The sequence below is a fragment of the Brevibacillus sp. YAE8 genome (assembly GCF_057543335.1).
The window spans coordinates 52,917-76,223 of the sequence record NZ_BAAIYG010000013.1 but is presented as its reverse complement, the minus strand read 5'-3'; the positions used below and the strand labels follow the sequence as shown (position 1 = coordinate 76,223).

Here is a 23,307-nt window from a genome sequence, read left to right as displayed (position 1 = left end):
TAAATCACATCCTTGGTTAACATATATTTGTTAACTAAAATGTTAATTCGGTTTACCATTTTTGACAACGATTTTTTCTTTGGAGCGGGAAACAAAAAAAGACCACGCTCCCCCGTGATTGGAGAAGCATAGTCTTTGCTTTGTGCGCTTTATTTGGTTTGCTGCAAAATGCGATAGAGCGCCACGACACATACCGCGCGGGTCGTCGGCTTGTTCGGCTGGTATTTTCCGCTGACCGGATCAATCAGGCCGAGCCCAACCATGTTGGTGATGGACGAGGCAGCCCAGGACGGCCATGTTCCTTTGTCGGAAACCGTTTTGGCCGCTCCCTTTTTGTTTACGAGACGGTCCAGGATGACAGCCGCTTCTGCCCTCGTCACAGGTTGGTCCGGACGGAACGTTTTGTCCTCGTAGCCTTTTACCAGGCCTTTGGCAACGGCCACCTGGACCGCTCCCTGCGCATAGGCAGGCACCTTGTCCTTGAAGCTGAGCTTCGGCGAGTCGGGCAGCTCCCAATTGAACGTGCGCGCCAACAAGGTGACGAATTGCGCTCTGGTAAGCGAAGTTTCCGGTCCGAACGTCGTTTCCGTCAATCCTTTGACGTAGCCGTTCTCGGCCATAAACATGATTTCCTTCTTGGCCGGGTGGTTGGCGATATCGGTGAACGCCGGGCTTCCCAGTCCTGCATTGTCCATGTAGTACGGAACGTATTTGCCGTAGCTGTTCACTTCATATACCCACTGCCCTTGCGCGTTCATGCTGCCCAGGAGCGGGTCGAGCGTCTGATTGACTTCGTTGACGTACAGCAGTCCGACTCCTTTTCCGGCAATCCACTTCTTCGGCACAAGCGTCAGCTTGATCGGGGAAGTCGAGATCGCATCGTCCGTGCCTGCCTTGCGCTCTCCCGGCTTGATCGTGAACGAGTAGTCCGCAGGGACATACCCGGGCAGTTGCTGGTTGACGATCGAGTCGATTTCCACCAAAGCGCTGTCCAAAAACGGAGCGGTTTTCTCAAACGAGTAGGCAAGGTCAAGCTCCGCGCCCAGAGACAGGCTGCCCGGCAGCTCAGGCACGACAACCGCATTGCCCGGCTGGCCTGTCTGGTTCGGCAAAAGGAGCGAGAACTCGTCGAAGTACAGCGTTCCTTTGTCATGCGTAATGCCGTCATTCGGCTGGTCGACTACGTAGATGCTCTTCAGCTTCAACGGATAGGCGGCATTGCTCGGGAAGTAGCCTTTTACCTGCTTCCAGCCTGTCCAGTCGATTTCTTTGGCCAGATCGACGTAGACGGTCTTGCCGTTGGCATCGAGCACTTCTGCGCGCAGCCAATGTCTGCTGTTGTCCCCGTTTACCCACAAGCCGATTCCGAGCGGCTTGCCCGGGATGGCGACAGGCTGGGCGCCCAGCACGCCGTAAGAGATGCGCATGTTGTTCGCTGGCGCTCCGGAGAAGTTGTAGACGAGCTTCGCCGCTTTTTTCGTGCGGAACACCTGGTCCTGAACGAGCGCAAACGAGCCTGCCGAGCTGATGCTGCTCGGGTTGGCCGCGTGGTACATGCCGACCTGGTTGTCAAACGTCAGCCATGGCTGTTCGAATTGACCGACCGCAAACGGAACGGTTGTCGACACACCGTCATACGTAATCGTCAGGTGTCCATTTCCCGGTTCGCTTCCTGCTATCAACTGCAGCTTGTCGTTGACGGTAGCGACTGCGGAGTCTACGCTCGCTTTGACGCTGAGCGGCGTCGCCTGAATCGTCGCTCCTTTTTTCGTCTTGATTTTCACATCAAGCGTCACGGCTTGTCCCGGTGCGATCGTGACCGGATTCGGGGAGACGACGATTTGTTGGACTTCGCTGCCCGCAATGACGTGCACCTCTTTGTTTTGCGCCACGTTGCCCAGGCGACCCGTCAGTGTAATCTGGCCGGAGCGGGCTGGCGTAAAGCGTTGTCCCTCTACTGTTCCTGCATCGGCTTGCGGGATTTCCCACGTGACGTTCGCCGGATTGATCGCGTATGGCTGGTAATGCGTGTCGTAACCTTTGGAGGCATTGAGCGTCACGGTTTGGCCGATGAGGATGTCCGCTGGCACGTCAATTTGGAATCCTCGCAATTCTCCTGGCGGAGCGGTGTTGTACACAGCAAGTCCGGTCGGCACGCGGCGTTCGGCACCGCCGCTCGGCTTGTTGGCGAGGTTGGCATGCGTCTCGCCCAGCATGCGCGCAGCCAATGTCGTAGAGCCGCCACCGTCAAAATTCACGGCACGGTAGGAGCCGAGCTCTGCCATGATTTTTGCCAGCTCGTCCAGGTAAACGCCTTTGCTGGCATCAATGGTGACCATGTACAGCGTCTTGCCATCCTGGGACACGCCCACTGCCGTGCGTGCATTGACAGAAGTGATCGACTTGTCCGCCTGGAACGACGTCAAAGCTTTGCCCTGATCCACGAGCAGCACGTTGCCCCCGACGGCTTGCTTCAGGTCGAGTGTTTGCGGAGTTGTTTGGTACTCGATGGTCGCTTTGGCGCCCACCGGGAAATTTTGTTTGAGGAAGGCCGCTGCCGCGCCGTGTCCCCACAAGACGTATCCGTTGTAAGGTATGTAGACTCCCGGTTGGTTGACGCGCACTTCCTTGGCGACGTTGTCCACGAACAAAATCTCGACGACATCCTTGTAGCCCGGAATTGCGCCGAGACTGGTTTTGCCAAAGGAAGGCGTGTAGACGTTCAGTTGGTTCTGGTGGCTTTTGCGGCCGTCGCTCGGATTGTACTCTTCTTTGTTGACGCCTTGAATCGAGTAGACAGCCCCGTTCGGCGCGGTGACTTTTCCGCCAAACCCGAACTTGTCGATGATCGCGACCTTGTCTCCGGTCAGCCCCAGGCTATACCAGTACGAGATCAGCCCCATCGAGGAAATCAACTGCTCGTCCTTTATTACGATGCCAAACGGCGCGCCCCGCTTGGACATGTTGAAAAAGTCGGCGTTGATCGCCGCAACCGCCCCTGTTTCGCGCGCCATCTGGGTGACGGTCTGTCTTTCCGTCAGCTTGCCGGCGGTCCCGTAGACGGGCTTGACCTCTACGTACGGGTTGTTCAGGTCGACCTTGGTAACCATGATGGTCACGACCTGATTCGCAAACGATTTCGTATATTTGAGCAAAGTGGTCCCCTCGCCAATCGGGGTTTGCCACACCATATTCAATGCACTGGTTTCCGCCCTGGCGTGCGCGACATTCGTCGCAAGGGGCACAAACGGAACAAAAGCTCCCCAGGCCATCGTCGTAGCCGTGAGCAGCGTCACTATCCTTTGCGCTCTCATGTTGGTGACTCCTCTCCATTTTCCAAACTCTGTCTGTTCCCTATGTAAGTCGGTAACTATTCGTTAGACGCACCGAAGTAGTGGATAGTTTCGCCAATTTTGCAGATTCTCTTTTGGCAAAACAAACCAAATCGTCAGTCTGCCAAAACAGCAGAAAAACCCGTCCGGATGATAGCAGTCGATACCGGACGGGTCACTCTTGGCTGTATGGGCAAATGATTACTGTCCCGGCTTGAACGGCTCAGGACGCTCGGAACGCAATCCAAAATGATGCAGGATCGCTTCTACGATACGGCGGGAAGCCTCTCCGTCCCCATACGGATTCGCAGCGTGCGCCATTGCATCGTAGGCTGCCTGGTTGGTCAGCAGCTCGTGTGCCATCGCGTAAACTTGTTCTTCGTCTGTACCCGCCAGCTTGAGCGTACCGGCTTCGATCCCTTCTGGGCGCTCGGTTGTATCTCTGAGCACCAGAACAGGCACGCCAAGGGACGGCGCTTCTTCCTGGACTCCGCCGGAATCGGTCAGGATCAGGTGAGCACGGCGGGCGAAGTTGTGGAAATCGAGCGCATCAAGCGGTTCGATCAGTATAATGCGCTCGTGATCGCCCAAAATTTCCTGCGCTACTTCCTGCACAGCCGGGTTGAGATGGACCGGGTACACGACGGCAATCTCGGGATGCTCGTCCACCAGTCTTCTGACCGCACGGAAAATGCGGCGCATCGGCTCGCCCAGGTTTTCGCGGCGGTGGGCCGTCATCAGCACCAGTTTGTAGTCGCCTACACGGTCGAGCACCGGGTGTGTGTAATCTTCGCGCACTGTCGTTTTCAGCGCATCAATCGCGGTGTTTCCGGTTACGTAAATGCTTTCCTCCGGCTTCGCTTCCCGTCTGAGGTTGTCAGCAGACCCGTTTGTCGGGGAGAAGTGCAGGTCGGCCATCACGCCTGTCAGTTGGCGGTTCATCTCTTCCGGGAACGGCGAATACTTGTCCCATGTGCGCAGGCCCGCTTCCACATGGCCGATCGCTACCTGGTTGTAAAAAGCGGCCAGGCTCGCAACGAATGTAGTCGTCGTATCGCCATGCACCAAAACGATATCCGGCTTTACTTCCTTGATCGCCGCATCGAGACTTTGCAGGGCGCGCGTGGTCACATCAACGAGCGTCTGGCGGTCTTTCATAATGTTCAAGTCAATGTCCGGCGAAATATCGAAAATCCCCAACACCTGGTCGAGCATTTGGCGATGTTGGGCGGTCACGCAGACGACCGATTCGATTTGCCCGTTGTACTTTTTCAGCTCATGCACAAGGGGGGCCATCTTGATCGCTTCCGGACGCGTCCCGAATACCGTCATTACTTTTACTGTTTTCATCTGGAATACCCTCTCCGCCTACTTTGTGCCGTACAAGCGGTCGCCCGCATCGCCGAGGCCAGGCACAATGTATCCATGGTCATTTAAATATTCGTCAATGGCAGCTACGTAAATATCTACGTCCGGATGCTCGGCCTGCACCATTTTGATGCCTTCCGGAGCAGCAATCAGGCACATGAGCTTGAGATTTCTCGCTCCGCGTTTTTTCAACGCAGCAATCGCCGCGACAGCAGAACCGCCAGTCGCAAGCATCGGGTCAATCACGATCAGTTCGCGCTCGGCTACATCGGAAGGCAGCTTGACGTAGTACTCTACTGGCTGCAAGGTTTCCGGGTCACGATACAGTCCCACGTGGCCGACTTTTGCGGCCGGGATCAGCTTGAGCAGTCCGTCGACCATGCCAAGTCCTGCACGGAGGATCGGTACGAGTCCAACTTTTTTGCCGGCAATCACGTTAGACTTACAGGTGGCTACCGGGGTGTCGATGGTGGTTTCCTCAAGCGGCATGTCGCGGGTGATTTCGTAGCCCATCAAGGTTGCTACTTCGTCTACGAGTTCGCGAAATTCTTTGGTTCCTGTATTCTTGTCACGAATAAACGTCACTTTATGCTGAATCAGCGGATGGTCAAACACATATACACGGCTCATGTACGTTCCTCCGTTTCCCTATCAATGCATCTTTTCCATCATAGCGAAGGAGAGAGTCGCCGTCAATTTGTCTAATCTTCGTACTTTTTCTTTCTTTGTCTGGGAGGGGCTGTAGTGGGGAGAAGACGGTTTCCAGGCTAGGCTTCATTCTACGTCCCGCTGTGGGATTGACTGTCCGCTACGCGACGAAGCGCGGGGGAACGTAAAAGTGGTAGCCGCTTCGCAGTTTATTTAGGGTTACGTTCCTTTTTCCCGCGCTTCGTCGCTCCGCTGGGTCGGACTTCGCAAGTCGCGGCGCCTGGAAACCGTCTTCTCCGCGTGGCTGTTTGTCAGGAAAAAGACAGAAAGAAAGCCAAAAAACAGACCCGCGCGAGGTTGCTCACGGGGTCTGTCTGCTTAAGAAATTTTCTTGAAAATTAAATCGTCAAGCCTTCGTACATCGGGAAGCGTTGGCACAGCGCGGCTACGCGTTGGCGGGCTTCGTCGTGTTTGGCTGCGTCTTCCGGGTTTTTCAAGGTCAGCGCGATGATGGCTGCTACTTCTTTCATCGCTTCTTCGTCAAAGCCGCGGCTGGTGACGGCTGGGGTACCCATGCGGATACCGCTTGTGACGAATGGGCTTTGCGTATCGTAAGGGATGGTGTTTTTGTTGGTGGTGATGCTCACTTCGTCCAGGAGGTGCTCGGCTACTTTACCAGTCAGGCCGATTTTGCTTACGTCAACCAGTACGAGGTGGTTGTCGGTTCCGCCGGAGACGAGTGTCAGGCCTTCTGCTTGCAGCGCTTCCGCAAAGACGCGGGCGTTGTTCACGATGCGTTTTGCGTAGTCTTTGAAGTCAGGTTGCAGCGCTTCGCCAAAGGAAACGGCTTTTGCCGCGATCACGTGCATCAACGGACCGCCTTGCACGCCTGGGAACACAGATTTGTCGATCGCTTTTGCAAACTCTTCTTTGCAGAGGATCAGACCGCCGCGAGGGCCGCGCAATGTTTTGTGCGTAGTGGAGGTGACGAAGTGCGCGTGCGGAACCGGGTTTGGATGCAGGCCAGCCGCAACCAGACCAGCGATGTGCGCCATGTCTACCATGAAGTACGCGCCCACTTCGTCCGCGATTTCACGGAATTTGGCAAAATCAATCGTGCGCGGATAAGCACTTGCTCCCGCTACGATCAGCTTAGGCTTGTGCTCCAGAGCTTTTGCGCGCACATCCTCGTAGTTAATCAAGTGGGAGTCTTGATCTACGCCATACTCTACGAAGTTGTACAGCGTACCGGAGAAGTTCACAGGGCTTCCGTGCGTCAGGTGGCCGCCGTGGGACAGGTTCATCCCGAGTACAGTGTCGCCTGGCTGCAAAATGGTGAAGTAAACCGCCATGTTAGCTTGCGCGCCAGAGTGTGGCTGTACGTTCGCATGCTCGGCACCGAAGATTTCTTTTACGCGATCGCGCGCAATGTTTTCCACGATGTCGACGTATTCGCAACCGCCGTAGTAGCGACGGCCCGGATAGCCTTCTGCGTATTTGTTGGTCAGTACCGTTCCCATCGCTTCCATAACCGCACGGCTAACGAAGTTTTCGGATGCAATCAGCTCGATTTTGTCACGCTGTCTTCCCAGCTCCAGTTGAATGCCTTCCAATACTTGCGGGTCCTGTTTACGCAAAAATTCTAGCATGATTTATTCTCCTCCTTGAAAATGGGCTTGTCCCACATTCTTTTTAGGTACAGCTTTCATTTTGGGGTACAACTTCATAGACAGCTCGCGCGCCGCCGATCAGCTTGGGGCGAGTCCGCGCGGCTGTGACGTGCGCTTCTCCCACAGTCCGCTGCGAGGGGCGCACAGGCACGGCCACTTGCTTCAGGTGCATGCCAATCAACGTGTCGCCGATATCAATGCCAGCATGGGCGCGAATCTGCTCCACCACAACCGCATCGGCAAGCTGCGTAAAAGCGTGCGCAGCCATGGAGCCGCCAGCAGTCGGCACCGGAACGACCGAAACCTCTTCCAGCCCGTAGCGTTCCATAACTTCGCGCTCCAGCACCAGCGCTCTGTTCAAATGTTCGCAACATTGAAAGGCCACAGCAAAGCCGCGCTGCTCCTGCACAGTGCGGATGCCGCGATAAATGGCGGCGGCCACGTCCCGGCTGCCAGCTTTTCCAATGTGCTTGCCCAGCACTTCACTTGTACTGCACCCGATCACCATGACTTGTCCGGCCCGAAGCTCGGCCAGCCCGGCCACTTCCTCCACCAACTGACGAACCTCTTGTTCGATAGCGGATAGGTCCACTTACTTCACTCCCGCGTGCTTCGCTTCGATTTGCGTGATCTTTTCCACACGGCGCTCGTGGCGGCCGCCCTGGAACTCCGTCTCCAGCCAAATTTTCACGATATCCAACGCCAGGCCAGGGCCAATCACCCGCTCACCCATAGCCAAAACGTTCGTGTTGTTATGCTCGCGGGTAGCACGTGCAGAAAAGGTATCGTGCACCAGCGCACAGCGAATGCCAGGAACCTTGTTGGCTGCGATCGACATGCCGATGCCGGTTCCGCAAACCAGGATGCCCCGGTCGAACTCGCCTGCTGCCACTTTTTCCGCTACGGGCAAGGCGTAATCAGGGTAATCTACCGAATCCTCGCAAGAGCAACCGAAGTCTTCCGTCTGGATGTTCATGGAGGCGAGCAGAGTCTTGATTTCCTCTTTCAGCTTGTATCCACCGTGATCTGCAGCAATCGCCACTTTCATTCTGCCATCCCTCGCTTGTTTCATGATCTCACTCATTATACATCAAAAAGCCGTAAGTAAAAAGTGAACATTTGGGTTGATTGATTAAAAAATGTTCGTACTCTCACAAGAAACAAGGTCCTGGCTACCAACCAGCACCTCCTATGTCCCGTTATTTACGAAAACGAACTTCCATCAACCGCTCCAAAAGCCTGTCCAGCGACTCCTCGATTTCCTCGGCGCACCGGCGGTAATCCTCCAGCGCTCCGCCAAACGGATCGGCAATATCCCGCAAGCCTTCCACTCCCGCAAACTCCTGCAGCGTATGCACCTTGTCTGCCGCCGCCGGAAAAAAAGTCAGGATGGCGTGCTTGTGATTGTTCGTCATCGTCAAAATGAGGTCGGACCACTCGATCAGCGCCTCATCCAGTTGGCTTGACTCGTGCGCATGCGAGATGCCCCGCTCCGCAAGCACCGCCTGGGCGTGTGCAGAAGCAGGCTGGCCTGCGTAGGCCGCCACTCCGGCCGAGCGTACTTCAAATTCTTGTCCGGCTGTCTTGGCGCGAAACATCGCCTCAGCCATCGGGCTGCGGCAAGTATTTCCCGTGCAGACGAATAAGATTCGTTTCAATGATCGCCCCTCCTTTCTGTCAGCATCCGTCTCCTAGATGACAAACTTCAACCCGAAGCAAAACAAAATAAGTCCTCCTACTAATTCGCTGTAATCGCCCAACCATCCTCCCACGCTTCTGCCGAGCAAAAGCCCAAAATAGGACATGGCCGCCCCCATGATGCCGAACAGGGAGATCGCGAGAATTTTGTTTACTTCGATCAGACCAAATGAAAAACCGACCGTCAACGCGTCGAGACTGACGCTAAATGCAAACAGCAGCAGCCCGATTCCTCTTGTCTTCAAGACGCTTTTTTGATCGCCGTGAATCAGTCCGTTCCACAGCATATGCAAGCCGATCAGCATCAGGACTCCTCCGCCGATGAAAACGGCGATATCCCCAACCAAATCGGACAAATAAGCGCCGACAGCAATCCCGACGACAGGCATCATAATATGAAAAAGCCCAATAGTAATGCTCACTTTTACAATTTCCCGCAAGCGTATTCCAACCATGCCTACGCCGATCCCAAGCGAAAAGGCATCCATGCTCAAAGCAAAGGCAATAATGAGCAACGTCAAAAATTGCCCCCACTGAAACAACACCTGGTCCAAGCCGCCTCCCCCCCGTCTCTTCACCTTATGCGGACAAGGAGGAGTTTAGACTGTTTTAGACGGACAGGATACGTCCGCCCGCCGCTTTCTCCAGACGGTTCATCACGGCCATGCCCAAGCCTTCGCGTGAAAAAGTTTCCCCGACAATGAACTGAACGCGCTGATGGTCAAACTCGCGCAACACTGCGTAAAGCTGCTGGGCGACTTTCTCCAGATCGTGCCGGGAGCCTACGGACAAGACGACGTCCACCGCCGCCTGTTCCTGCCAGTAAGCAGCCGACTCTTCTGTCGCCAGTACCCCGGTTTTTTGCCCATGCCGTTTTGCTTCGGCGAGCAACTCCGCCATTTTCGCGCGAACCTGTGCTTCGTCGCCTGTCACCAGCCACATTTCCCCCTCAGGGGCGTAATGCGTATATTTCATCCCTGGCGCACGCGGCGTCTCTACCGCGCCCACCTGAAAAGAAGGATCGAGCTCGACTGGGCCAATCACGCGTTCCATCTGCTCGCGGGTAATGCCTCCGGGCCGCAGGATGACAGGCGGGTCGACCGTCACGTCAACTACCGTCGACTCGACACCGACTCCGGTAGCTCCGCCATCCACAATCCCCGCTACCCGTCCGTCCAGATCGGCAAACACGTGTGCAGCCGTGGTCGGACTCGGACGGCCGGAGCGATTCGCACTGGGAGCTGCGATCGGCACGCCCGCTTCCTTGATAAGTGCGAGAGCGATCGGATGGTCCGGCATGCGCACCCCGACTGAATCCAGCCCTGCCGTCACCAGCGATGCGACCTGATCGTTTTTCGGCAGGATGATCGTCAACGGCCCCGGCCAAAATGCGTCCATCAGCTTCTGGCCTTTTTCCGGGACGGTGCCTGCGACTGTGGACAACTGCTCCCGTTCTCCGATATGCACAATCAGCGGATTATCGCTCGGTCTGCCTTTCGCTGCAAATATTTTCTCCACTGCTGCATCAGACAATGCATTCGCGCCCAGGCCGTACACCGTCTCTGTTGGAAAAGCGACCGCTTCCCCGGCGCGCAGCAAACGGGCTGCATCCACAATCTGTGTACAACTAGGGATGTTTTCCACATCGTTATCCACAGACCACACCTTTGTCACTAAATTGATTTCCATCGTAAAAAAATCCTTTCTCTAGCTCGTTTCTTTTGTAATAAGTGCCTTTAGTATAGATGTGCATCCAGAAGTTTTCAACAGGCTGTGGGTAACTTGTGAATAACTTTTGGAAAAGTGTTGGGAAAAGTCTTTGTTACCAATTCTTAACATCATCCGTCAAAACGATGTAGTAGAATAAGTCCATACAAGCGAGGAACATTTTCCCTTAGATCGAAAGGATCGTGAATGAATATGACATTGTTGAAATCCTTTACTTCCAGCCTGCTCGGCACAGCCGTATTGCTGACCGCCGCTACTGCACCCGTCCTGGCAGCTTCTCCTGCCGCGACAGCCAAGCCTGTGCCTGCCGTACAAGCGCAAAAGCCGAAAGCAGCCGGAGTGGTGTTCACCCCGAAAACTTTGACCGTCAAATCAAAAGAGTTCGAGGGCAAGGTGACGATCCCGGTCATTAGCGGGTTGAAGGATAAAGCTTTTGAAGCCAAATTGAACGCCGACCTGCTCAAGCAAGCACAGACAGGTCTTGCCGAAGGCCAAAAAGCAGGCAAGCAAGATGCGGCAGAAGCGAAAAAATACTGCTGGGAGCCGCGGCCGCACGCACTCGATATTTCCTATGAAGTACACCAGGCTGGCAAGCTCGTGTCTTTCTCCATCCAGTCGTACATCTATACTGGCGGAGCGCACGGCATGACCGACGTCACCTACTACACGATCGACAACCAGGCCAAAGCGAAAACGCTCAAGCTCGCCGACCTGTTCCAGTCCGGCTACGACTACCGCAGCATTATCAACCAGCTCATCAGCCAGCAGATCAAAGCACAAACAGCAGCGGACGGCTACAATCCGTACAGCTTTGAGAGCATTACAGACGACCAGAGCTTCTCGTTTGAAAACGGCAATCTCGTCATTCATTTCGGACAGTACGAAATTGCCCCATACGCAGCAGGAATGCCTGCCTTCACCATCCCTGCCCATCGCTTCCACAGCTTGCTGAAGCCGGAAATTCTCGCTGCCCTGACTCAGAAGTAAGCCGTTTTTCAATCCAAAACGACACCTGCGCCATGACAGCGGGGTGTCGTTTTTTTTACGGAAAGACTTTAAAGGCTCAGGAGAACCAGCTTTCGAGCTTTTCCCACAGGTAGAAGCGCACCTCTACTTGCGGCGCAGGGGCTGCCGGCTCGCTCGTCCCTTGCCCCTCGATCTGCTCGTTTCCTTCCTCTTTTGTTTCATCGTCTACGGCCACTGCATGTCCCGCCCGGGAAACGCTCGCAGCCTGATCGTTACGGTCCGCAGCGTCTTCTCTTTCCAGACGCTCTTGCCGCCATTCTTGCCATTCCTTGCGCTCTACGACTTCCTGGTCGAGCTTCAATACGGAAGCTGCGGAAGTCGGCTCCGGATTCATCACTGGCCGAAGCTGCTCTGTCCCGGTCTCCGCTGTTGGTTCTGCCGCCTGTACGGCATCTCCGTTTGCCATGTCGATAAAGCAGAGCGGGGGGAACAGTACGCACCACCAGTTTTGCCCTTTCGCCTCGCCGATTTGCACCCGCAGCGCCTCGTAGTTGCCAGCCGGATACACATAAGAGCCGTACAGCTTTGTCGGAAAAGGCACTTGCCCGAAATCGACGACTGCTTTATAGGAAAAGCCGCGTTCGCGGATCGTTTTATCCACAACCTCTTGCAAAACAGGCAACTGGGACTCGACCATTTGCTCTGCTTCCTCAAACGACTTGATGTCTTCCGCCCACGTGTTCATCTGGGCGATCAGCGCATCGCGCACTTCACGCTTCAGCCACTGGTCCTGAACAGAGTCGCTGTTGGCGATAATGCGCAGACGAATTGATTCCTGAGGGATCGGCCCATTATCGAGTACATTGGCCGAAGTAAGCTGTCCCTCCCAGCACATCATAAGCATAAACAAACTGAACGCGATCAACAGCATCCGTTTCATATCAAACCGTCTCCCTCTCTACTGAGTCTTTCGAGCCTTTTCTCTTCTCTCTATAGCCTCAGTATGGACAAGGAGCCGAAAATCCAAACCTCAAAGCACAAACATTCATACAATTTTAGCAAAAAAGGCGAGACGCCCGGGCCATTACCGCCTTACGCCGATAACGACCCGCTCGATTCCCGCCAAATCCGGCACGATCTGCACCTGCTCGATTACGCCAGATGCCTGCAGCAACGTCGCCACATCCTGCGCCTGATGGATGCCTACCTCGAAAGCGACGACTGCTTTGTCCTTGAGCAGAGCTGGCAGCGCCTCGCACAAGCGGCGATAGCAATCCAGCCCGTCGTCGCCTCCGTCCAGCGCCAGACGCGGTTCATGCAGGCGAACCTCTTCGTCCAGCTCGTCCACATCCCGGCTCGGAATATACGGGGGATTGGAGACGAGAATATCTACCTTCTCCCCGGCTGCAAGCAACGGCTGCACCAGATCGCCTTGCAAAAAGCGCACGGAGGCACCCAGACGCTCTGCGTTTTCCCGCGCGACCGCTGTCGCATCCGGCGATAAATCGACGGTCGTCACCTGCCAGTGCGGCTTCTCCAGAGCAAGCGTGATGCAGATGGCCCCGCTGCCTGTCCCGATATCCGCCACGGCGAGCGCTTCGCTTTCCGGCCAAATAGCCGCTGCCGCAGCCAGCACCTGCTCGACGAGTATTTCTGTCTCCGGCCGAGGGATCAGGACTCCGGGCCGCACCGTGAAGGCGCGTCCGAAAAACTCCTGCTCGCCAAACATGTACTGCAGCGGCTCGTGCCTGCTGCGACGCTGGCACAGCTCGTCCAGCTTCGCCAGCGTCTCGGCGGCGATCGGCTCTGCCATCGAGATCAAATAGCGCGTGCGGTCCCAGCCCAGGCAGTGGCGAATCATCAGCTCCGCTTCGAACAGCGGGTCCTTTGCCCCTTTTTCCCGCAAAAAGGAAGAAGCCCGTACCTGGGCTTCTCGAATCGTCGTGACATCAGACCAATCAAGCTGAGTGTGCATGGCTTTTCAGAAGCTCCGTCTGTTCATGCAAAATCAGGTTGTCGATCACTTCATCCAGTTCGCCTTCCAGCACCGATTCCAGACGGTGCAAGGTCAGACCGATGCGGTGGTCGGTCACGCGGCTTTGCGGATAGTTGTACGTGCGGATGCGCTCGCTGCGGTCGCCGGTACCCACCAGGCTTTTGCGCGTAGCATCTGCTTCCGCGTTTTGTTGTTGCATGTAGTAGTCGTACAGACGCGCGCGGAGTACGCGCAACGCCTTGTCTTTGTTGGAGTGCTGGGATTTCTCATCCTGACAGGACACCATGATCCCTGTCGGAATGTGCGTTACGCGAACGGCAGACTTGGTCGTATTGACGCTCTGTCCGCCAGCGCCGCTGGAGCAGAACGTATCAATGCGAATGTCTTTTTCGTGTACTTCCACTTCCACATCTTCTGCCTCTGGCAGTACCAGTACGGTAGCCGTAGACGTGTGGATGCGTCCGCCGGATTCTGTCGCCGGAATGCGTTGTACGCGGTGCGCACCGCTCTCGAACTTCATTTTGCTGTAGGCGCCGCGGCCGGACAGCGAGAAGACGATTTCCTTGTAGCCGCCGATGTCTGTCGGGCTTGCTTCCAGCACTTCGATTTTAAAGCCGTGACGCTCGGCAAAACGGGTGTACATGCGGAACAAAACAGCCGCAAACAGAGCCGCTTCATCGCCGCCTGCTGCACCGCGCACCTCCACGATCACGTTTTTCTCGTCGTTTGGATCTTTTGGCAGCAGAAGAATTTTCAGGCGTTCTTCCAACTGCTCCTTGCGCCCAGTCAATTCGCTGATTTCAAGCTTGACCATTTCACGCATTTCATCGTCCAGCTTTTCTTCCAGCATGGCTTTGGCATCATCCATTTGACTCACAACTGATTTATATTCACGGTAGGTCGTCACTGTTTCTTCCAACGAAGCCTGTTCCTTGGACAGCTCACGCAAGCGTTTTGTATCGCTGATGACGTCGGGGTCACATAGGAGATTCGTTACTTCTTCAAAACGCTCTTCAACTGCGGATAAGCGTGCAAACATTGTACTTCACCCCATCGCAAAGAATACTAAGAAACGATTATAACAGATAAATTATAGGAGGAAAGCGAAAATAAGTCAAAGCGCATTATTTCAATGGAAATTTGTTCTTTTTTCGATGCGAAACAGGCCCGGCAATGCCGAGCCTTGTCATACCAGTTCTTGCGTCGCCTGTCAACGGTGAAAGCCTTCATTGGAGGTGACGTGGAAGTCATAGCGCGGAATTTTTTGCTGGAGAAGCGCAATTACCTCCTGCTCCACCGCTCGCGCCTGACTCGCCGTAATGTTATGCACAAGGTCAAGAGTAACATATGCATTGCCGCCATTCAGTGTGATGCGGGCGTCCTCGACGCCTTTTACGGACTTGGCCATCATCTCCATGTTGTTCATGTCGATTTGCGTATTGCGCACATTGGATTGGCCGATGATGACGTTTGGATTTTGATTGCGCCCCATCAGCGAATCACGATCGGCCGCAGGCGGAGCAGGACGATGGAGAATATCCCCGCTGCGCTCGCCTCTGATCGCCGCCGGATACTGCCCATCCATCGCCTGTGTATTGGTCCCTTTCTCCTGAGTCGCGTTCCGGCCACACCCGACAGTCAAGGCAGAGGAAAGCACGAGGATGCCCAGCACTGTCAGCGCGCTTTTTCCAAAAGGCTTCATTCGCACGAAAAAGCCACCTCCTGTTTTGCTTAGTCTGCGCAGTGCCTTTCAGGCTCATGCACACCTGCAGCCAGGGGTGGCTTTTTCCTGCTGATTTTCGTCAGCGATTTGCCGGGGGATGGTAGTAATGCTTGCGACAGACGCTGCTGTACGTGTCGTTGCCAGCAATTTCAATCGTCTCTCCGGTGTAGACAGGTTGTCCGTTTTTGAATTTGAGAATATGCGTCGCTTTTTTGTTGCAGTACACGCACACTGTTTTGATCTCTTCGACTTTGTCCGCTTCACAGAGCAAGGCGGCGCTGCCGGGGAAAAGCTCGTTCTTGAAGTTTTTCAGCAAGCCGTAGACGATGACGGGAATGCCCAACTGATCGACAATCGCCACGAGCTGATCCACGTGATGGCGGCTGATGAACTGCGCCTCGTCGACCAGCACGCAGTGCGGCTTTACCGTCTCGGCTGCGACTATTTCGTACAAATTCGTCTCTTCGCTGATCGGAATTGCCTCTCTGCTGATGCCTACCCGCGAAGCCACTTTTCCCACCCCATACCGATCATCGACGGCTGGCGTGAACACCACTACTTTTTTGCCGGATTGCTCGTAGTTGTGAGCGACTGTCAGCAACTGAATAGATTTGGAGGCATTCATTGCCCCGTAACGAAAATATAATTGTGCCACGTCTCTATCTCCCTTTGCCTAAAGCTGATTCATTTTCGCGTCATGGCGTAGCGGTCTTTTGCCTCTTGAAACAAAGACATAGCCAGCTTCCGTCTGCTCGCATGATCGACGCGCGGAACGGGATAGTCAATTCCTAGCCTGCATCCCGCTTTTTCCTGCACATGCTCAGGCATCTCCCAAGGCTTATGGATATATTGTAGAGGGACTTGCCGCAGAACGGGAAGATATTTTTTGACAAAGGTTCCGTCCGGATCGAATTTTTCCCCTTGCGAAACCGGATTGAAAATGCGGAAGTACGGCTGCGGGTCTGTCCCGGTAGAGGCGCTCCATTGCCAGCCGCCGCAATCATCCGCAACCGATTGTGCATCCAGCCCGTTTCGTTCAACTGCTTCATCGCGGCATCGACAATCGGATAGCCCGTCTCGCGAGCGAGCTGGCAGAGCACGTCAGCCGGATTCCCCCGATGGCCGTCATCGTTTGCCCCCTTGCTGCCCGAGATGATTTTTGCTCCAGAAAAAGACAAAACCAGGCAGATCGCTCTACCTGGTTGCTCCAATCCCGTCTGATTAGGACAGATTGTATTTGCGTTTGAAACGGTCTACACGGCCGCCAGCATCCACGAATTTTTGTTTTCCAGTGAAGAAAGGATGGCAGTTGGAGCAGATCTCCACTTTCAGCGCTTGTTTCACGGAACCGGATTCAAATTCGTTACCGCATGCACATGTAACGGTTACTACATTGTACTTAGGATGAATACCTTGTTTCATCTCGCTACACCTCTTTCCGCCCTGAATCGTTTGCCGAAACAGAGTTATATAAACACATACAAGATAGTAGCATGCTGTCAGCCGAAATGCAACAGGTTGACCGCTCAGGCCATGTTTTTCCTGCGGCGCAGCTCTGCCGGCGGAATGTGCGTAAACGACCCGATCACGACATCCGGCAGCTCTTGCTGATAGATTTCAATCGCCTGCTTCATGCCGAAGACTTCGCCCTGCGCTTTTGGAATCATCGCCAGATAGCTTTCCGGATCAATGTTCAGGTTGCGCATCTGAATCAGCTTGATGCCTGTGCGGCGGATGAAGTTAATCATCGCTTCCATTTCTTCTTCGCGGTCAAAAACACCCGGGAAGCACAAGTAGTTGATCGAGGTGTACACGCCCTTGGAGGCCGCGTATTCCGCAGATCGCGCTACGTTTTCCAGCGTGTAGTTGCGCGGGCGGTAGTAGGCGTTGTAATGCTCGTCAATCGCGCTGATGATGCTGACGCGCATCAAGTCCAGCCCCGCGTCGACGATCCCTTTGATATGGTCGGTCAAGCCTGCGTTTGTATTGATGTTGATAAAGCCCATGTCGGTCGTCGCTCGCACGCGGCGCATCGCCGGAACGATGATCCCGGCCATGGTCGAAGGCTCGCCTTCACAGCCCTGGCCGAAGCTGATAATGCTCTCCGGCGTCTGCAAATGGTGCAGCATGACCTCTACCAGCTCGTCCTCTGTCGGCTTGAAATTCATCCGCGTCTGCGGAGACGGGAAGCCGCTGTCGTCTGGTTGCTCGGAAATACAGCCGTAGCAACCGGCATTACAGGTATAGGAAACAGGCAGGCTGCCTTCCCAGCGGTGGAAAAAGTTGTTGGAGGCCGTCAGACACTCGTACTCCAGCGCACAGTGCGACAGGTGATGCAAAATCCGGTTGTTCGGGAACAGCTCCAACGTCTTTTCCACTCGCTGCCGCAACTCATCCATCGGGAAGTTCAGCGGGTCCCATTTGTAAATGTCGTCGCTCGCTCTGCCTGCTACCCAAAAACGGTCGTCTTTCCATACGACTGCCGAATACCCGAACAGCGGCAGCTTGCTCTCCCTGTTTGTTTTCACATAACCCGGGAGCAAAAGTCGGGTAATCCCTTGCGGAACGAGCGCCCCGACCGCCGTACAGCCGTCCAGCTTAATCATTTCGCCCGTCTCCGGGTCCATTCCGATCGGTACTGTATCCGGCAGGCTGACCAGCGTCGCCCCTTCCGGCAGCGGGATCAGCTCTTCCTCGAGAATTTCTGTCAATATATCGCCGTTGCGCGCCACCGCGAACAAGCCCGGGTGGTCGTAAACATTGCCCTTTTCATCTGCGTACACTAAATACATGGGAAAATCGCCTCGCTTCTTTGCTTTGCCCATTGTAACGCATTGAAAAAGCAATGTAAATTGTGAAGGGTTACCTGCCGAGGTACGGGAGCGGGTTGACCGGCACATCGTCCTGCCTGACTTCAAAATGCAGGTGATACCCGGTGGAATCGCCTGTCTGGCCCATGTATCCGAGGACGTCGCCCGCTTCTACGCTCTGGCCGGGCGTGACCAAAATCGTGCGCATATGGGCATAAAAGGTTTGCAGGCCGTCTCCGTGGTCCAGTACGACCATCCGCCCGTATCCGGAGCGGTTGGCGCCCGCTTCGACCACCTTCCCTGCTTTCGCGGCCAAAATCGGCGTTTTGGCCTCCTGCTCGTTCCACAAATCCACGCCTTTATGCACCTTGCCCCAGCGTGTTCCGAAGCCGCTTGTAATCGTCGCTCCCTCTACAGGCCAATCCATTCGGCCGCGAATCCGCGCCACCACTTGCCTGCTTGCCGCCTGGGTAGTGTTTCGCTTTTGCTGCAGCTCTTCTGCCTGCATCGGCGGCCCTCCGGCAACAGGGATGTACACAACCTGTCCCACATACAGGTTGTCCGACAGCCATTTTAAAAGCGGGTTGCGTTCCAGCAGCAGCTCACGGCTGACTCCGTACCTTCTCGCTATGTAATCGAGCGTCTCTCCGCGCTTCACCATATGTGTCACTTCGTCTTTGGTAATAATCAGCTTCATCCCGACAGAAAGCAGATGCGGATTGCTGATTTTGTTCATCTCCACCAGCTTTTTCAGCGTAAGGCCGTAGCGTTCGGCAATTCCGGAAAGAGTGTCGCCCTGGCGCACTGCGTACACCATCGTATTGCTTTTGGCAGCAGGCGCTTGCTTTGTCAAACTCGCGTACGGATTGAACGCTTGAAACAACGCTTGCTCCACGACAGCCTTTTTCGCTTCCGTCTGGCTCTCGATGGGCACAGGAACCTGCACGTACTCCACTGACTCTCTCCTCCCTCTCTTCCAACTCTCCTTACGGTATGCAAATCAGGCAAAAAAAATGACGGCGAGTCATGAACTCACCGTCGTGCCAGCCGTTTTCCCCCGGCCTTGCTGCTTGCTTTCCAGGGTCTGCAAAAATTCTTCGTTTGTTTTCGTGTCCGCCAGCTTTTTGATAAACGAATCGACAAACTCGTTCGTTTCGTTCATGTTTTTGCGGATCATCCACAGCTTATCCAGCTCTTCTTTGGACAGCAGCAATTCTTCGCGGCGCGTTCCCGAACGGCGAATGTCGATCGCCGGGAAGATACGGCGCTCTGCCAGCTTGCGGTCCAGATGAAGCTCCATGTTGCCCGTTCCCTTGAACTCCTCGTAGATCACATCGTCCATGCGCGATCCGGTCTCGACCAGAGCCGTCGCGAGAATCGTCAGGCTGCCGCCCTCTTCGATGTTGCGCGCCGAACCGAAAAAGCGCTTAGGACGGTGGAACGCCGCCGGATCAATACCGCCAGACAACGTCCGGCCGCTCGGCGGGATCACCAGGTTGTAGGCGCGAGCGAGACGGGTAATCGAATCGAGCAGGATGACGACATCCTTTTTGTGCTCAACCAGACGCTTTGCCCGCTCCAATACAAGCTCCGCCACCTTGATGTGATTCTCCGGCAACTCGTCAAACGTAGAGGCGACCACCTCGCCTTTGACAGAACGCTGCATATCCGTAACCTCTTCCGGACGCTCGTCGATGAGCAGCACAAACAGATGAATATCCGGTCGGCTTTCCGTAATACTGTTGGCGATTTCTTTCAGGAGCATGGTTTTGCCCGCTTTTGGCGGAGCGACAATCAATCCACGCTGACCCAGCCCAACAGGGGCAAGAAGGTCCATCAGGCGGGTGGAAACACGCTCGGGCGCGGTCTCCAGCACTAGCTTGGTTTGAGGATATAGCGGTGTTAAGGCGGGGAAATGAAGACGCTCTGAAGCAGTCTCCGGGTCTTCTCCGTTCACTGCTTCTACTTGCAACAGTCCAAAATAGCGCTCGTTTTCTTTTGGCGGCCTAGCCTTGCCCGACACCACATCCCCCATGCGCAGATCAAAACGGCGAATCTGCGACTGGGAGATGTAGATGTCTTCCGAGCTGGGGAGATAGTTGATCGGTCGGAGGAAGCCGTAGCCCTCCGGCAAGATTTCCAGCACCCCTTCCATAAACATCAGGCCATCCCGCTCCGCTCGTGCCCGAAGGATTGCGAAGATCAATTCCTTCTTCTTCAGTTGGGAGTAATACGGGATATGGTACTCCTTGGCCAGCTTATAGAGATCGGTCAGTTTCTTCTCTTCGAGTTCAGAAAGTAACATACATCCACCACTCTTTATTTACTCTTGGAAAGCATGATATAAAGCCAAGCTGTTCGTTTTCCTACAAACCTAGTGACGGTTTGCGTTCCAGGCGGTGGTTTCCTTCAATGAAGCGAACCGTACCCGTTTTTGCCCGCATGACGACAGAATGGGTAGTAGCGCGAGTTCCCTGGAAGCGAACCCCTTTCAGCAATTCCCCATCTGTTACGCCCGTTGCCGCAAAAATGGCATCGTCGCCCTTGACCAAATCATCCATAAACAGCACCTGGTGCGGGTTGCTGAGACCCATCTTGACACAACGCTGAATTTCTTCTTCGCTTTGCGGCAACAGCTTGCCCTGGATTTCGCCTCCGAGGCATTTCAACGCCACCGCAGCCAATACACCTTCTGGCGCTCCGCCGGAACCGAACAAAATGTCTACGCCCGTGTCCGGGAATGCCGTGTTGATCGCAGCCGCCACGTCCCCGTCGGAAATGAGGCGAATGCGGGCACCTGCCTCGCGAATTTCGTGAATGATGCGAGAATGACGGTCACGATCAAGCACGATCGCCACCAGGTCGCTGATGTCTTTGCCCTGTGCCGCAGCAACGGCTTTCAGGTTGTCGCGAATCGGCGCGTTGATGTCGACCTTGCCAACCGCTTTTGGCCCTACTGCCATTTTTTCCATATACATGTCAGGAGCATGCAGCAAATTTCCGCGGTCCGCAATCGCAATGACAGAGATTGCGCCCCATGTGCCCTTTGCCAGGATATTCGTCCCTTCCAACGGGTCGACAGCCACGTCTACTGCTGGCGCTACCCCTTGGCCGAGACGCTCGCCGATATAGAGCATCGGCGCTTCATCCATTTCGCCTTCCCCGATTACGACTACGCCGTCCATTGGCACTTTTTCAAATTCCTTGCGCATGGCGGTCGTCGCCGCGTCGTCGGCCTCGTCTTTTCGTCCAAGCCCCATCCAACTGGCGGAAGCCAAAGCAGCCGCTTCGGTTACACGTACCAGTTCAAGTGTTAAACTGCGTTCCATTCTGGAAGACTCCTCTCCTGATGATTGGTTAACGCTGCGGGCTTTCTGTGTGCTGCAAGCCTACCCGCGTCACATCGGCACCCAGCATTTGCAGCTTGCCCACCAAGTTTTCATAGCCGCGGTCGATATGTTCAAGACCTTCCAGCTCTGTCGTGCCGCTCGTAGCCAGCCCTGCGATAAACAGCGCCGCTCCGGCCCGCAGGTCAGAAGCTACTACCTTGGCTCCGTTCAGCTTGCTTCCGCCTTCGATGACAGCGGAACGTCCCTCTACCTTGAGCGTCGCTCCCATGCGCCGCAGCTCATCTACATGGCGAAAACGCGAGCTGTAGATGTTGTCCGTCACGATGCTCGATCCTTTGGCAAGGGTCAACAGCGTCGTGATCGGCTGCTGCAAATCGGTCGGAAACCCAGGGTACGGACTTGTTTTCACATCAATGGGACGATAGGAATCCCGTCCGACCACCTGAATGCAGTCATCCATTTCCATCACTTGCGCGCCAATTTCGCGCAGCTTCGCCGTCAGCGACTCCAGATGCTTGGGGATCACGTTTTCGACCAGTACATTGCCGTTCGTCGCCGCTGCGGCAATCATGTACGTCCCCGCTTCAATCCGGTCCGGAATAATCGTATGCCGGCAGCCGCGCAGACGCTCCACGCCCTGGATGCGGATGACATCGGTGCCTGCGCCTTTGATGTTTGCCCCCATGTTGTTGAGCAGTGTCGCCACATCGACAATCTCCGGCTCGCGGGCAGCGTTTTCAATAATGGTCACGCCGTCTGCCTTGGAAGCAGCGAGCATGATGTTAATCGTCGCTCCGACGCTGACGAGATCGAGGTAAATTCTCGCGCCTTGCAGACGACCGTTCTTGGCCCGAATAGTCATCACGCCGTTTTTGTTCTCCACCTCGGCGCCCATCGCCTCAAAGCCTTTGATGTGCAAATCGACAGGTCGTGGCCCCAGATCGCAGCCGCCAGGCAATCCGACCTGTGCCTCTCCGAATTTGGCGAGCAAGGCTCCCCACAAATAGTAAGAGGCGCGCAGCTTTTTGATCTTGCCATTGGGCATGAGCATCAGCTTCATCAGGCGCCCATCGATTTCCATCCAGTCATCTTCAAACAGCACGTCAGCTCCCATTTCCCTCAGAAGCCCGTGGTAAATATCTACATCCTGAATACGGGGCAGATTTTCAATAACTACAGGTCCATCCGCCAGCAACGCGGCTGGAATCAGTGCGACTGCGCTGTTTTTGGCTCCGCTGATGGTTACCGTCCCCGCGAGCGGTTTTCCACCATTGATAATCAGCTTATCCATGCATCGCTCTCCTCAGGTGTAATCGGGAAAGAAGCACCTTCCCCAATGGAAAAGGTGCTTGAACTTTCGATCCTTGTCCTTATTTTTGCATGCTTGCCCAATCAGCGAGGAACTTCTCCAGGCCGCTGTCAGTCAGCGGATGGGCAATCAGTTGCTTGAACACTTTCGCCGGGATGGTCGCGTAGTGAGAACCGCGGCGGGCAGCTTCTGTCACGTGCACAGGGTGACGAACAGATGCCGCGATGATTTCGGTATCAATGCCATGCACAGAGAAAATCTCTGCAATGTCTTCGATCAACTGCATGCCGTCTTGTCCGATATCATCCAGACGTCCCAGGAACGGAGACACGAAGCTCGCTCCTGCCCGAGCTGCGAGCAGCGCCTGGTTTGCGGAGAACACCAGCGTGACGTTTGTTCTGATTTTGCGCTTGGCAAAATACTTGGTCGCCTTCAAACCTTCGGCAGTCATCGGCAGCTTGATGACGATGTTTTTCGAGAGGGAAGCGAGCTTCTCGCCCTCTTCGATCATGCCTTTTGCATCGGTGCTGATAACTTCGGCGCTGATCGGACCGTCTACGATGTCGATGATTTCCTTCAATGTCTCGATGAAGTCGCGGCCTTCCTTGGCAACCAGCGAAGGATTCGTGGTTACTCCGGCCAGGACTCCCCATTCGTGAATCTCGCGAATTTCATCAACGTTTGCTGTATCAATCAAAAAACGCATGAT

Annotated in this window: 23 protein-coding genes; 1 reads left to right on the top strand and 22 read right to left on the bottom strand. The window is 55.0% G+C overall.

The features are described 5' to 3' along the window. Positions 1–149: 149 nt before the first annotated feature. The 9 genes from AC27IT_RS16215 to AC27IT_RS16175 form a co-directional block, all read right to left on the bottom strand. Positions 150–3,314 (bottom strand): phosphodiester glycosidase family protein, encoded by a 3,165-nt coding sequence (locus tag AC27IT_RS16215; RefSeq protein ID WP_327944241.1) that lies wholly within the window; start codon positions 3,312–3,314, stop codon positions 150–152. A gap of 219 nt (positions 3,315–3,533) precedes the next feature. Further along, on the bottom strand, positions 3,534–4,682 hold the full coding sequence (wecB, locus tag AC27IT_RS16210; protein WP_005827778.1) for a non-hydrolyzing UDP-N-acetylglucosamine 2-epimerase: 1,149 nt from the start codon (positions 4,680–4,682) through the stop codon (positions 3,534–3,536). 18 nt (positions 4,683–4,700) lie between these two features. After that, positions 4,701–5,330, bottom strand: a complete 630-nt coding sequence (upp, locus tag AC27IT_RS16205; protein ID WP_283858384.1) for a uracil phosphoribosyltransferase — start codon at positions 5,328–5,330, stop codon at positions 4,701–4,703. Between the two features lie 416 nt (positions 5,331–5,746). Continuing rightward, complete coding sequence (locus tag AC27IT_RS16200) at positions 5,747–6,997, bottom strand: serine hydroxymethyltransferase (RefSeq protein WP_005827782.1); 1,251 nt, start codon at positions 6,995–6,997, stop codon at positions 5,747–5,749. 43 nt (positions 6,998–7,040) lie between these two features. Next, complete coding sequence (locus AC27IT_RS16195; RefSeq protein ID WP_007786072.1) at positions 7,041–7,610, bottom strand: TIGR01440 family protein; 570 nt, start codon at positions 7,608–7,610, stop codon at positions 7,041–7,043. Beyond that, positions 7,611–8,066, bottom strand: a complete 456-nt coding sequence (gene rpiB, locus AC27IT_RS16190; RefSeq protein ID WP_005827786.1) for a ribose 5-phosphate isomerase B — start codon at positions 8,064–8,066, stop codon at positions 7,611–7,613. It lies immediately after the preceding gene. A gap of 151 nt (positions 8,067–8,217) precedes the next feature. Beyond that, positions 8,218–8,676 carry a low molecular weight protein arginine phosphatase gene (locus AC27IT_RS16185; protein WP_005827788.1) on the bottom strand — a complete coding sequence of 153 codons (459 nt, stop codon included), beginning with the start codon at positions 8,674–8,676 and terminating at the stop codon, positions 8,218–8,220. A 33-nt stretch (positions 8,677–8,709) separates the two neighbouring features. Continuing rightward, positions 8,710–9,270 (bottom strand): manganese efflux pump MntP, encoded by a 561-nt coding sequence (locus tag AC27IT_RS16180; protein ID WP_005827789.1) that lies wholly within the window; start codon positions 9,268–9,270, stop codon positions 8,710–8,712. A 55-nt stretch (positions 9,271–9,325) separates the two neighbouring features. Further along, positions 9,326–10,405 carry an L-threonylcarbamoyladenylate synthase gene (locus tag AC27IT_RS16175; RefSeq protein WP_005827790.1) on the bottom strand — a complete coding sequence of 360 codons (1,080 nt, stop codon included), beginning with the start codon at positions 10,403–10,405 and terminating at the stop codon, positions 9,326–9,328. A 231-nt stretch (positions 10,406–10,636) separates the two neighbouring features. Between AC27IT_RS16175 and AC27IT_RS16170 the strand changes: the two genes are divergently transcribed. Continuing rightward, positions 10,637–11,431 carry a DUF3298 and DUF4163 domain-containing protein gene (locus tag AC27IT_RS16170; RefSeq protein WP_487091910.1) on the top strand — a complete coding sequence of 265 codons (795 nt, stop codon included), beginning with the start codon at positions 10,637–10,639 and terminating at the stop codon, positions 11,429–11,431. Positions 11,432–11,507: 76 nt separating this feature from the next. Here AC27IT_RS16170 and spoIIR read toward each other — a convergent pair whose 3' ends face one another. The 13 genes from spoIIR to fsa form a co-directional block, all read right to left on the bottom strand. Next, the gene (gene spoIIR, locus AC27IT_RS16165; RefSeq protein WP_487091909.1) at positions 11,508–12,350 is read right to left on the bottom strand and encodes a stage II sporulation protein R; all 843 of its coding nucleotides are present in this window, start codon (positions 12,348–12,350) and stop codon (positions 11,508–11,510) included. A gap of 144 nt (positions 12,351–12,494) precedes the next feature. Next, on the bottom strand, positions 12,495–13,385 hold the full coding sequence (gene prmC / locus AC27IT_RS16160; RefSeq protein WP_007786089.1) for a peptide chain release factor N(5)-glutamine methyltransferase: 891 nt from the start codon (positions 13,383–13,385) through the stop codon (positions 12,495–12,497). Beyond that, positions 13,369–14,445, bottom strand: coding sequence for a peptide chain release factor 1 (gene prfA, locus AC27IT_RS16155; RefSeq protein ID WP_025843659.1), 1,077 nt, complete (start codon positions 14,443–14,445; stop codon positions 13,369–13,371). Before prfA ends, prmC begins: the two co-directional genes overlap by 17 nt. A gap of 171 nt (positions 14,446–14,616) precedes the next feature. Beyond that, positions 14,617–15,108, bottom strand: a complete 492-nt coding sequence (locus tag AC27IT_RS16150) for a sporulation protein (RefSeq protein ID WP_081414718.1) — start codon at positions 15,106–15,108, stop codon at positions 14,617–14,619. Between the two features lie 100 nt (positions 15,109–15,208). Then, positions 15,209–15,784, bottom strand: coding sequence for a thymidine kinase (locus AC27IT_RS16145; protein ID WP_005827801.1), 576 nt, complete (start codon positions 15,782–15,784; stop codon positions 15,209–15,211). Positions 15,785–15,813: 29 nt separating this feature from the next. After that, positions 15,814–16,155 carry an FAD-binding domain-containing protein gene (locus tag AC27IT_RS16140; RefSeq protein ID WP_242507491.1) on the bottom strand — a complete coding sequence of 114 codons (342 nt, stop codon included), beginning with the start codon at positions 16,153–16,155 and terminating at the stop codon, positions 15,814–15,816. A 195-nt stretch (positions 16,156–16,350) separates the two neighbouring features. Beyond that, positions 16,351–16,551, bottom strand: coding sequence for a 50S ribosomal protein L31 (gene rpmE / locus AC27IT_RS16135; RefSeq protein WP_005827805.1), 201 nt, complete (start codon positions 16,549–16,551; stop codon positions 16,351–16,353). A 104-nt stretch (positions 16,552–16,655) separates the two neighbouring features. Then, the gene (locus tag AC27IT_RS16130; protein WP_005827807.1) at positions 16,656–17,921 is read right to left on the bottom strand and encodes a radical SAM family protein; all 1,266 of its coding nucleotides are present in this window, start codon (positions 17,919–17,921) and stop codon (positions 16,656–16,658) included. A 70-nt stretch (positions 17,922–17,991) separates the two neighbouring features. Then, complete coding sequence (locus tag AC27IT_RS16125) at positions 17,992–18,894, bottom strand: peptidoglycan DD-metalloendopeptidase family protein (protein WP_005827809.1); 903 nt, start codon at positions 18,892–18,894, stop codon at positions 17,992–17,994. Positions 18,895–18,963: 69 nt separating this feature from the next. Continuing rightward, positions 18,964–20,244: a transcription termination factor Rho gene (rho, locus tag AC27IT_RS16120; RefSeq protein ID WP_005827812.1), complete on the bottom strand. Its 1,281-nt coding sequence runs from the start codon at positions 20,242–20,244 to the stop codon at positions 18,964–18,966. 61 nt (positions 20,245–20,305) lie between these two features. Next, positions 20,306–21,268 (bottom strand): class II fructose-bisphosphatase, encoded by a 963-nt coding sequence (gene glpX / locus AC27IT_RS16115; RefSeq protein ID WP_005827814.1) that lies wholly within the window; start codon positions 21,266–21,268, stop codon positions 20,306–20,308. Between the two features lie 28 nt (positions 21,269–21,296). Then, on the bottom strand, positions 21,297–22,580 hold the full coding sequence (gene murA / locus AC27IT_RS16110; protein WP_005827816.1) for a UDP-N-acetylglucosamine 1-carboxyvinyltransferase: 1,284 nt from the start codon (positions 22,578–22,580) through the stop codon (positions 21,297–21,299). Between the two features lie 79 nt (positions 22,581–22,659). Then, positions 22,660–23,304 carry a fructose-6-phosphate aldolase gene (gene fsa / locus AC27IT_RS16105; protein WP_005827818.1) on the bottom strand — a complete coding sequence of 215 codons (645 nt, stop codon included), beginning with the start codon at positions 23,302–23,304 and terminating at the stop codon, positions 22,660–22,662. Positions 23,305–23,307 lie beyond the last annotated feature (3 nt).

Bases quoted from the DNA above. Each gene is read 5' to 3' on its own strand.
- rpmE (WP_005827805.1), bottom strand. From the start codon at position 16,551: ATGAAACAAGGTATTCATCCTAAGTACAATGTAGTAACCGTTACATGT.
- fsa (WP_005827818.1), bottom strand. From the start codon at position 23,304: ATGCGTTTTTTGATTGATACAGCAAACGTTGATGAAATTCGCGAGATT.
- glpX (WP_005827814.1), bottom strand. From the start codon at position 21,268: ATGGAACGCAGTTTAACACTTGAACTGGTACGTGTAACCGAAGCGGCT.
- wecB (WP_005827778.1), bottom strand. From the start codon at position 4,682: ATGAAAACAGTAAAAGTAATGACGGTATTCGGGACGCGTCCGGAAGCG.
- AC27IT_RS16215 (WP_327944241.1), bottom strand. From the start codon at position 3,314: ATGAGAGCGCAAAGGATAGTGACGCTGCTCACGGCTACGACGATGGCC.
- AC27IT_RS16150 (WP_081414718.1), bottom strand. From the start codon at position 15,108: ATGAAGCCTTTTGGAAAAAGCGCGCTGACAGTGCTGGGCATCCTCGTG.
- upp (WP_283858384.1), bottom strand. From the start codon at position 5,330: ATGAGCCGTGTATATGTGTTTGACCATCCGCTGATTCAGCATAAAGTG.
- prmC (WP_007786089.1), bottom strand. From the start codon at position 13,385: ATGCACACTCAGCTTGATTGGTCTGATGTCACGACGATTCGAGAAGCC.
- rho (WP_005827812.1), bottom strand. From the start codon at position 20,244: ATGTTACTTTCTGAACTCGAAGAGAAGAAACTGACCGATCTCTATAAG.
- AC27IT_RS16130 (WP_005827807.1), bottom strand. From the start codon at position 17,921: ATGTATTTAGTGTACGCAGATGAAAAGGGCAATGTTTACGACCACCCG.
- prfA (WP_025843659.1), bottom strand. From the start codon at position 14,445: ATGTTTGCACGCTTATCCGCAGTTGAAGAGCGTTTTGAAGAAGTAACG.
- murA (WP_005827816.1), bottom strand. From the start codon at position 22,580: ATGGATAAGCTGATTATCAATGGTGGAAAACCGCTCGCGGGGACGGTA.
- AC27IT_RS16170 (WP_487091910.1), top strand. From the start codon at position 10,637: ATGACATTGTTGAAATCCTTTACTTCCAGCCTGCTCGGCACAGCCGTA.
- rpiB (WP_005827786.1), bottom strand. From the start codon at position 8,066: ATGAAAGTGGCGATTGCTGCAGATCACGGTGGATACAAGCTGAAAGAG.
- AC27IT_RS16200 (WP_005827782.1), bottom strand. From the start codon at position 6,997: ATGCTAGAATTTTTGCGTAAACAGGACCCGCAAGTATTGGAAGGCATT.
- AC27IT_RS16175 (WP_005827790.1), bottom strand. From the start codon at position 10,405: ATGGAAATCAATTTAGTGACAAAGGTGTGGTCTGTGGATAACGATGTG.
- spoIIR (WP_487091909.1), bottom strand. From the start codon at position 12,350: ATGAAACGGATGCTGTTGATCGCGTTCAGTTTGTTTATGCTTATGATG.